This is a genomic window from Flavobacterium bomense, assembly GCF_003970355.1.
Genome location: NZ_RYDJ01000176.1, coordinates 1 through 1,202, shown reverse-complemented (window position 1 = coordinate 1,202; position 1,202 = coordinate 1). Strand labels below are relative to the sequence as shown.

General features: G+C 29.5%; 2 protein-coding genes. Both read right to left on the bottom strand.

The annotated features are described in order from the left end of the window. Positions 1-306 (bottom strand): LysE family transporter (locus EKL98_RS16515; RefSeq protein WP_158618345.1); only part of this gene is annotated, 306 nt, incomplete at its 3' end. 76 nt (positions 307-382) lie between these two features. After that, positions 383-1,048, bottom strand: a complete 666-nt coding sequence (locus EKL98_RS16510) for a head GIN domain-containing protein (RefSeq protein ID WP_126563197.1) — start codon at positions 1,046-1,048, stop codon at positions 383-385. Positions 1,049-1,202: the final 154 nt, after the last annotated feature.

Genomic DNA, 1,202 nt, shown 5'->3' with positions numbered 1-1,202 from the left:
TTTATGTGTATCAACCTTTTTTTCCTTGTGTAATCCTATATACGAAATAACGCCATAAGCCAGCATCAAGATTCCTCCAAACATAAAAAGTGCCGAGTTATCTTTAATACTTGTTATTAATCGATAACTTCCTAGATAGGCAATGGTGATGAAAATAATATCGCCTAAAACTACACCTAAATCGAAGACTAATGCAGCTCTAAATCCTTTTATAATACTAGTTTCTAGCAATATGAAAAAAACTGGACCAATCAAAAAACTTAAAAAAACTCCCCAAGGAATACCCGATAAAATATCATTAATCATTAAAAAAACTTTAAAAAATTGCTATCAATTATAGAATACAAAAAAATTCCCCGAAAATTTCTTTCGGGGAATATAATTATTTTTCCGTTATAGATCCACCTGCAAAGGTTTCTTGTTTTATTTCTTTTGGTTTACCGTAAATAGAAATACTTCCACCAGCTTTTACTTTTGCATTTACAAGAGTTGTTGCGTTTACATCGGCACTACCTCCAGCTGAAACATTAACTGATGTTTGAGAAGTTACTAAATCTTTGCCATAAAAAATTCCGCCAGAAGTAATAGTCGTTTTTTGAGTAACTGCTTTCCCTGATAAACTAATTATACCAGCAGAATATAACTTATTCGTAGTATTCTCAACATCAAGTTCTACATCAATCATTGCTCCTTCTTGGGTTGATAATTGTATTGTTGTTTGTTTAAAAATGTGTTTGCTGCTCACAATACTTCCTTCGTTTGCATCTATACTTTGAATATTTTTGAAGTATAATGTTACTTTCGTATCTTCTCCAGACAACATTTTGGTAACTGACATTCTAAGTTTTAAAATTCCATTTTTATTCACGGCTTCGAAGCTGCTTTCGTTTTTTCCACTAACAATTACTTTATTTTCTGTAGATGGAACTAAAGTTACATTCAACTGATCAAAGACTTTCAACTCATCAAAATTATCTAATTTGATAGTTGTTTGACTAAAATTTAATTGTGAAATCATCACAAAAGCGATTAAAATTATCTTTTTCATTTTTATAAAATTTTAAATATTTAACTATAAAATCACTTATTCATTTCTTCTAATAAAATTAAAATCCAATTGTTTTTTAACTAAATCGGCATTTTTAACTTTAACGTAAATCTCATCACCTAATTGCAGCAGTGATTTTGTTGTAGCGCCAACT